Source organism: Nostoc sp. KVJ20 (assembly GCF_001712795.1).
Lineage (GTDB): Bacteria > Cyanobacteriota > Cyanobacteriia > Cyanobacteriales > Nostocaceae > Nostoc.
On record NZ_KV757557.1, the window covers coordinates 1 to 9,002 of the forward strand.

Genomic DNA, 9,002 nt, shown 5'->3' on the forward strand with positions numbered 1-9,002 from the left:
CCCCTACCCTTGAAAGACCCTAACCCTCCCCTTGCAAAGGGGAGGGAACCGGATTGATTTCTTTTTCCCCCCTTTGCAAGCTACGGTGTACACACAAGTCTGAAATAGCTGATTATCCAAGGTTTTACCCCACCCTAACCCTCCCCTTGAAAAGGGGAGGGAACTGTATTTCTAGTTTCCCCCCTTTGCAAGGGGGGATTAAGGGGGGTAATTCGACTTGTGTGTACACGATAGGCTTGCGGGGAGCAAACCCTACGGCTATTTTTGCTGCTTATTCTACGTCCCCTACAAGAGTAAAATTTCCCACTTGACTAAATCGGCCTTCCTGAGTCGGTAATTCTGCAATCATTTTGCAGTAAAATTAATCGTCTAGATACAGGAGGGCTTTGAGATGACTCGTGTCATCATTGTGCGCCACGGTCAAAGTGGTTATAACACCGAGCGGCGTATTCAGGGACGCACTGATGCGTCAACATTAACCGAAAAAGGTCGTAACGATGCAAGTAAAGTTGGCAAAGCCCTCAGCAATATTTTATTTAATGCTATTTATAGCAGTCCTCTGCAACGAGCGAAACACACAGCAGATATTATTCATAGCGAGTTAGCTACTACTTCTGAACAATCTGCTGTAATTCAAGTTTCTGATTTACTGCTAGAAATCGACCTCCCCGTATGGGCAGGGCTGATAACTGCCGAAGTCAAACAGAAGTTTGCCGAAGACTACTGCACTTGGCATCAGCGCCCCGACGAACTGCGGATGCTGATAAATGATGCACAAGGGACAAGAGAACATTTTCCTGTTCTTGCCATATACGAACAAGCACGGCAATTTTGGCAAGAAACTTTGTCCCAGCATCAAGGCGAAACTATTCTTATAGTGGGACATAACGGTATTAATCGCGCTCTCATTAGCACAGCCTTGGGAATTCCCCCAAGTCGCTACCATTCAATACAACAATCTAACTGTGGCATTACCGTACTAAATTTTGCCGGGGGATTGGGCGAACCAGTCCAGCTAGAATCCTTAAATCAGACGCAACACACGGGAGAGACTTTACCCTCATTGCGACCGGATCATAAAGGAATACGATTGTTATTGGTGCGTCACGGTGAAACCGACTGGAATCGCCAAACTAGGTTTCAAGGACAAATTGATGTCCCCCTTAACGACAACGGTAGACAACAATCGCAAAAAGCAGGTGAATTTCTCCGAGACGTAGCGATTGATTTTGCTGTCAGTAGCACAATGCTGCGCCCTAAAGAAACAGCAGAGATTATTTTAAAACAACATCCAAATGTAAAGTTAGACTTGCAAGATGGTTTAAGAGAAATCAGTCACGGACTCTGGGAAGGAAAATTAGAAACAGAGATAGAGCAAGAGTTTCCAGGAGAGTTGCAGCGCTGGCGGCTAGTACCAGCCCAAGTTCAAATGCCTGAAGGGGAAAATTTGCAAGAAGTGTGGGAACGCAGCGTTGCAGCTTGGCAATCTATTGTGCAAGTTGCATCAACTAATCAATTCAAAACTGTATTAGTTGTAGCTCATGACGCTACAAATAAAACCTTGCTTTGTCACATTCTAGGTTTATCACTAGAAAATTTCTGGAATTTCCGTCAGGGTAATGGCGCAGTTAGCGTTATCGATTACCCGTCTGGAATCGATGGTTTACCAGTATTACAAGCCATGAACATCACCACTCACTTCGGTGGAGGCGTACTAGATAAAACAGCAGCGGGGGCTTTGTAAGTGCTGAGTTAGGAATGAGAAGTGAGGAGTTAGGAGTGAGGAGTGAGGAATGAGAAGTGAGGAGTTGGAAATTGGGAGTGAGGAATAAAGTTAGAAGCAATGACTGAAAAACAAATAACTCATAAGTAGCTAGACGTAAATAAATTAAAGTTTGTAGTAAGGACTTTAGTCCTAATAATCCTTGCTTCGAGCGATGAATCGCTGATTACGAACTAGGATTTTACTTTATGTTGAATTATGCCTACTTACTTAAGTCCTAACTCATAACTCATAACTCATAACTAAAAACTTTTATGATTGAACTGCTGCAAAAAGTACGGGTGATTGACCCAGTTTCTAAAATAGATGAAATCTTTGATGTGTTGATTGCTGATGGTTATATCCGAGAAGTAGCTTCACACATTTCTGATATCACTTCTGATACTAAAATTAGAGATTGTCAGGGATTAGTTCTTGGCCCTGGGTTAATAGATTTGTACAGCCACTCTGGTGAACCTGGCTTTGAAGACCGAGAAACCCTCTTGTCTTTTTTACAAGCTGCTGCTGCTGGCGGCTTTACCAGAGTTAGCATTTTACCCAATACATCCCCTGTTATTGATAACCCTGCCCTTGTGGCACAGTTGCAGCAGAAGAGGGCAGAGGGGCAAAGGGGCAGAGGAGCAGAGGGGCAGAGGTCTATGGCAGAAACCTCTAACGCTGACCGGGGGGGCAGAGGGGCAGAGAAGAGTTTGTCTCCCCTGCTCCCCTGCTCCCCTGCTCCCCTGCTTCATATCTGGGGTGCTATTACCCTAGATGTTGCTGGGAAGCAATTAACGGAGTTGGCAGATTTAGCGGCGGCTGGAGTTGTTGGTTTTACCGATGGTAAGCCGTTAGAAAATTTGGCGCTGGTGCGGCGAGTGTTAGAGTATCTTCAGCCGTTGGGTAAACCTGTAGCATTTTGGCCTAGCGATCGCCAGTTAGCAGCAAATGGTGTAATGAGAGAAGGGGCGAATGCTCTGCGTTTTGGTTTACCTCCAATTCCCGCTAGCGCTGAAACTACTGCGATCGCAGCTATGCTTGAATTGGTTGCAACTATAGGCACACCAGTCCATATTATGCGTGTCTCCACAGATCGCAGCGTGGAATTAATCGCTTCAGCAAAGGCTGCTGGTTTACCCATCACCGCCAGCACCACCTGGATGCACCTTTTACTTGATACAAAAGCAATTAAGAGTTATCACACCAGCTTGCATTTAGACCCGCCTTTAGGTAATCCTAGTGATGTGGCGGCGTTGCGTGCAGGGGTACGTGCGGGTGTGATAGATGCGATCGCTATTGACCACACACCTTACAGCTATGAAGAAAAAGTCCAAGCTTTTGCCGAAGCACCAGCCGGGGCAATTGGTTTAGAGTTAGCATTACCTCTGCTGTGGCAATATCTTGTTGAAACTGAAGAATTTACAGCTTTAGAATTATGGCGGGCATTGAGTATTAGTCCAGCAGAGTGTTTGGGTCAGAAAGTCAGTGCAATTCTACCTCATCAACCAGCAGAACTTACTTTATTTGATCCTCAGCAAACCTGGAAAGTCGAACGGAAAAGTCTTTATACACTTTCACAAAATACACCTTGGTTAGGACAACAGTTGAAGGGTCATGTTGTGCAAACCTGGTTGTGAAAAATGGGTTTGGGGAAAAGGGTAAAGGGAAAAGGTTAAAGGTTTTAAGACTTACGCATTAACAGAAAATACCAAATATGGATTCTTTGAAAAAGCACGTCTGTCGTAGGGGTTTAGCATTTCTCACTGATGTCAACTTAAGCCAAAAATANNATGAGACAGGGATTTACAATCCCTGGCGGACATGCGGTTTCGCGTTAAGTTGACACCAGTGAGCAATGTGCTTTACCCCTACAGATGACCATCGAAGAACGATTAATAAAAGGCTGAAACGACCAATTTTCGTATATTCATACCATGATTAAGTTGTACAGTGCGTAAGTCCTAAGATTTTTTCTTTCCCCTTACCCCTTACCCTTTTCCCCAAAACCCGACAAATATTGAGATGTCTCAGGCATTTTGTCTGTTTTGTATTTTTCTTGTCCAGGTGTGACTCGATTTCCATCAGGCTATTAACACAATGGTTATCGAGGTATAATTTTTGTGAAGCGCGATCGCGTTTTTATATTAAATTTATGAGTCATCCTTCTTGCCTCACAATCCTGCTGATTGATTGCGCTGAAGATCGCGAAGCATATTGTCGTTTTTTAAAGCAGGACAGCGTGTATACCTATCGGATTTTGGAGCTTGAGACGGCAACGCAAGCACTGAAATGGTGTCAGCAGGAGATACCAGATATTATTTTGCTGGATTTTGTGTTGCCTGATGGGGATGGACTAAAGTTTATTCAGCAATTTTGGGAATCTTATAACCATACCCAAACTGCTGTAATTATGCTAACAGCACAAGGGGATGAAGCGATCGCAGTCCGTGCAATGAAAAGTGGTGTCCAAGATTATTTGGTTAAAGATAAACTCACGGCTGAAGTTCTTCAAGGTGCTATTCATCATGCCGTTGAACGAATGCATCTGACTCGACAGTTAGAACAAAGTCGGGAACAACAACAACTGATTGCTGCGATCGCCTTACGGATTCGTCAGTCTCTTAAACTAGAAGAAATTCTGCATACCACAGCGACAGAAGTAAGGCAGTTTTTGAAAGCAGACCGAGTAGTGGTCTATCAATTTCAGCCAGATATGAGCGGCACAATTGTGGCGGAGTCAGTGCTTCCAGGCTGGACGGTGGCTCTAGGAAGGGAAATTCTTTTTACTTGCTTTCAACAAGAAGCCGAAAGTGACTATCGCCAAGGGAAAAAACTAGCAATTGACGATATTTATCAGGTTGAATTAACAAATTATCATTTGCATATTCTAGAACAATTTGAAGTCAAAGCCAATCTGGTAGTACCCATTTTAGTCAAAGAACAGTTATGGGGATTATTAATTGTTCACCAATGTAGTGCATCTCGCCACTGGCAATCAGTAGAACTAGATTTATTAGATCAACTGGCGGTGCAAATAGCGATCGCCATTCAACAGGGAAGTGTATATCAGCAAGCACAAGCAGAGCTGGCAGAACGCCAACGGACAGAAGCAGCCTTAAAAGCCAGCGAAGAGAAACTCAAACTTACCCTGAATTTTACTGGTATTGGCTACTGGGAGTTAAACCCAATCACCAATCAAATATTTGCTAGTGAGAATACAATTTACTGTTTTGGTTCTGATTTGAGTGATGCCAACTGGACTTATGAAAAGTGGATCAATCAATTATATCCAGAGGATCGGGAATGGGTTGAGATGGAACTCAGTCAGGCGATCGCCACACAAACCGATTATGCTGTGGAATACCGAGTTGTCTGGCAAGATGGCAGCATTCACTGGGTATCGGCAAAAGGACGGGGAGTTTATGACGCAACCGGACAACTGCTGCGAATGCTGGGTGTGTTAACGGATATCACAGAACGCAAGCTTTCAGAGCAAGAACTGCAACGCACTCAAATGCTGCGAATTGAATTACATCTTTTGGAGCAGATTCTTGAAGTAGTTCTAGCTGGTTACTGGGACTGGGATATTCCTGGCAATCAGGAGTACTTGAGCTTAACTTTCAAGCAGATGTTTGGCTATGAAGATCATGAATTGCCCAATACACCAGAGAGTTGGCAAAACCTAATTTTTTCAGAAGATTTACCGGGTGTTTTGGAACTTTTCAACCGACACATCCAAAGTCGTGGACAAATTCCCTTTTACAACGAGGTGAGATATCGACATAAACATGGTTCTACTGTTTGGGTCATTTGTTCCGGCCATGTGATTACGTGGGATCAAGATGGGAACGCCCTCCGGATGATTGGTTGCCATATTGACATTACACAACGCAAACAAGCCGAACAAGAACTTATCCACAATCAGGATTTGCGAGAAGCAATTTTTAACGAATCTGCCGATGCCATTTTTTTGGTTGACCCGCAAACGCTGCTTATTCTGGATTGCAATCGACGGGCCGTAGAATTGTTTGAGGCAGTTGACAAAGCTGAATTGCTCAATATTAATGGGCAAAGACTCCAGTACCGTCCATTTACTGCTAGCGAAACCGATGCGATCGTCACAGATATGCAGTCAAAAGGTGTTTGGAGCCGAGAGATTGAATATGTTACTCTTCAGGGTAAAATTTTCTGGGGAAACATTGCAGCTAAACCAATTACTGTAGCCGGACGTACCATGAATCTAGTACGGGTTACTGATATTAGCGATCGCAAACAAGCCGAAGCACAACTGCGGCAAACGAATGAGCAACTTGCTAACGCCAACGTGGAACTTGCCCGCGCTACTCGCCTCAAAGACGAATTTCTCGCAAACATGAGCCATGAACTGCGAACACCGCTCAATGCGATTTTGGGTATGTCAGAGGGCTTACAAGAAAGTGTGTTTGGCTCCATCAATGCAAGACAAGTAAAAGCGATCGCGACTATTGAGCGCAGTGGTAGGCATTTGTTAGAACTAATCAACGACATTCTAGACTTGTCTAAAATCGAATCTGGCAAACTAGAACTGCAATTGAGTGATGTTTCTGTCAGGAGCCTCTGTGATACCAGCATTGCCTTTGTTAAACAGATGGCTTTGAAAAAGAATATTGGTCTTAGTATTCATATTTCTGAGCATATTCACAGCATCCAAGTAGACGATCGCCGTCTGCGTCAGGTATTGATCAACCTGCTGAGTAACGCTGTCAAATTCACACCAGATGGCGGATCTGTAACGCTAGAAGTCCGGGTGGAGGGGGAGGGGGGCAGAGGAGCAGGGGGAGCAGGGGAGGCCGGGGAGGCAGGGGGAGTAAATTCTTCCTTGTCCCCCTCATCCTCCCCAAACCTCTGCTTCCATGTCACTGACACCGGCATCGGTATCGCTGCTGGAGAAATTGGCAAGCTGTTTCAGCCTTTTATCCAGCTTGACAGTAGCCTTAACCGTCAGTACAGTGGCACTGGTCTAGGTTTGGCACTAGTAAAAAAGATTGTAGCCCTACATGGAGGAACGGTCTTAGTTAAGAGTGAAGTTGGAGAGGGAAGTTGTTTTACCGTCTGTATTCCATACCATACCAGAGACAATGTGTCAATAACGCAGGCAACTACTTTATTGCCCAGCCATCACTTACCTGCTGAGAATGCTCAAGTTTTGATTATCGAAGATTCTGTTGCGGCGGCTGACCAAATTACTCGCTACTTCAGCGAAATGGGAATGCAACCCATCATCTATCCCAAAGGTGAAGGAGCCGTAGAAGAAGTGCTGCGCCTTCAACCTGCTCTGATTATTCTGGATTTGCAACTACCTAATCTATCCGGTTGGGAGGTGCTCAATCAACTCAAGACCAACCCAAAAACCAAAAATATTCCAGCGATCATCATTTCAGTTGTGGATGAGCGTAGCAAAGGATTAGCTCAGGGAGCGTTTGAATATCTGGTCAAACCCATTACCCGCACTCAACTTCAAGCAACTATAGATAAACTACAACATTCTGCCTATTCTAAACCACCAAATCTAATTGGCGTACCAGAAGCAGTTCTAGACACTCCTTTGATTTTACTGGCAGAAGATAATCAAGCAAATATTGATACTATGTCCGGCTATCTTGAAGGTCGAGGGTATCATCTGATTCTGGCAAACAATGGACAACAAGCTATTGACCTTGTGAGAGTTCAACGCCCCGACTTAATTGTAATGGACATTCAAATGCCGGGAATGGATGGGTTGGAAGCAATGCGGCGTATCCGTAACGATCAGCAATTTGTGCATATTCCAATCATTGCACTAACGGCCTTAGCCATGCCTGGCGATCGCAAAACTTGTTTAGCGGCTGGAGCTAACGAATATTTCACCAAACCGATAAAACTTAAACAGCTTGTAACCACAATTCAAGAACTCTTAAGCAGGTAACGGAAATTTTCGATGGATAGTCAAACCTCTATTTTAGTGATCGACGATCAACCCGATAACTTTGACGTTGTTGAAACCTTACTGGATGGTGAAAACTACCAGCTTTACTACGCTTCTAGTGGTCAACAAGCTCTAAATCGCCTCGATAGTTTTCAGCCCGATCTGATTTTATTAGATGTGATGATGCCCGATCTTGATGGGATGGAAGTCTGCCGGCGCATCAAAGCCGATCCACAATGGCAAGCAGTGCCGATCATCATGGTGACAGCATTAACCGAGAAAGAAGATTTGGCTCGATGTCTGGCGACGGGTGCAGATGATTTCATTAGTAAACCCGTCAACGGTGTGGAATTACGAGCTAGAGTTAATTCCATGTTGCGGATTAAGCAGCAATACGACAGTATGCAAGTATTGCTCAAGACGCGAGAAGACATGGTAAATATGATTGTGCATGATCTGCGAAATCCGCTTACCAGTATTATCTTAGGAGCAGAGATTCTTCGGTTGCCAGGTTTCTCACAGGAACAACAGCAAGGAAAAGTCGATCAAATTTTACTTGCTGGACAACAACTACAATCGTTAATTGATAATTTGCTGATTATGGCAAAGTTGGAATCTGGCAAAATGGTTCTCAACTACACAGAAGTGGATCTTTGTGCACTGTGTATATCAGCTGTAGAAGATATTGAGGCGATCGCTACTCAAAAAAACCTGACCCTGATACGTGAATTTCCCGAACCTGGTGGCATTGTTGCAGTAGATGCAGTGATCTTTCGTCGAGTGCTGGATAATTTGCTCTCCAATGCCATTAAGTTCTCCCCCTTCAATTCTCAAGTCATCCTCCGAGGAGAGTATTTGGCAGCAGGTGGTGCTAAAGTGCAAGTCGCTGATTCCGGTTCGGGAGTTCGTCAAGACTTACGACAAATCATTTTCGAGAAGTATGAAATTGGAACTCTGATGCCAGAAATTTCGCAAATTGGTTTAGGATTGGCTTTCTGCAAAATGGCGATCGAGGCACATTCCGGTACAATCACCATCGAAGATAATCATCCAAATGGTAGTATTTTTACTGTATTATTCAAAAATAAATAATTCACTCTAACCGAAGAGGATATTTTAAAAGTCCTCTTGTCGGTATCAAAAATTTTAGATCCCCCTGAATCCCCCGATAAATTGGGAGACTTTGATTCTGGTTCCTCCCTTTTTAAGCTACGGTGTACACACAAGTCCTAAAAACCTAGCTTGATAAACATTTCCTCGTTCCCAGTTTCCGACTGGGAATGCATTCATTGAGTC

The 9,002-nt window shown here is 44.1% G+C and carries 4 protein-coding genes; all 4 read left to right on the plus strand.

Translation table 11 applies throughout. The annotated features are described in order from the left end of the window. The first annotated feature begins 391 nt into the window (after positions 1-391). Positions 392-1,744 carry a histidine phosphatase family protein gene (locus A4S05_RS04030; protein ID WP_069068539.1) on the plus strand — a complete coding sequence of 451 codons (1,353 nt, stop codon included), beginning with the start codon at positions 392-394 and terminating at the stop codon, positions 1,742-1,744. A gap of 293 nt (positions 1,745-2,037) precedes the next feature. Further along, positions 2,038-3,399: a dihydroorotase gene (locus A4S05_RS04035; protein WP_069068540.1), complete on the plus strand. Its 1,362-nt coding sequence runs from the start codon at positions 2,038-2,040 to the stop codon at positions 3,397-3,399. A 515-nt stretch (positions 3,400-3,914) separates the two neighbouring features. Beyond that, the gene (locus tag A4S05_RS04040) at positions 3,915-7,706 is read left to right on the plus strand and encodes a response regulator (protein WP_069068541.1); all 3,792 of its coding nucleotides are present in this window, start codon (positions 3,915-3,917) and stop codon (positions 7,704-7,706) included. A 12-nt stretch (positions 7,707-7,718) separates the two neighbouring features. Further along, positions 7,719-8,798 carry a hybrid sensor histidine kinase/response regulator gene (locus A4S05_RS04045; protein ID WP_069068542.1) on the plus strand — a complete coding sequence of 360 codons (1,080 nt, stop codon included), beginning with the start codon at positions 7,719-7,721 and terminating at the stop codon, positions 8,796-8,798. Positions 8,799-9,002: the final 204 nt, after the last annotated feature.

What these genes read in the sequence shown, in the direction of transcription:
- A4S05_RS04035 (WP_069068540.1), top strand. Translation starts at nt 2,038, where the DNA reads ATGATTGAACTGCTGCAAAAAGTACGGGTGATTGACCCAGTTTCTAAA.
- A4S05_RS04045 (WP_069068542.1), top strand. Translation starts at nt 7,719, where the DNA reads ATGGATAGTCAAACCTCTATTTTAGTGATCGACGATCAACCCGATAAC.
- A4S05_RS04030 (WP_069068539.1), top strand. Translation starts at nt 392, where the DNA reads ATGACTCGTGTCATCATTGTGCGCCACGGTCAAAGTGGTTATAACACC.
- A4S05_RS04040 (WP_069068541.1), top strand. Translation starts at nt 3,915, where the DNA reads ATGAGTCATCCTTCTTGCCTCACAATCCTGCTGATTGATTGCGCTGAA.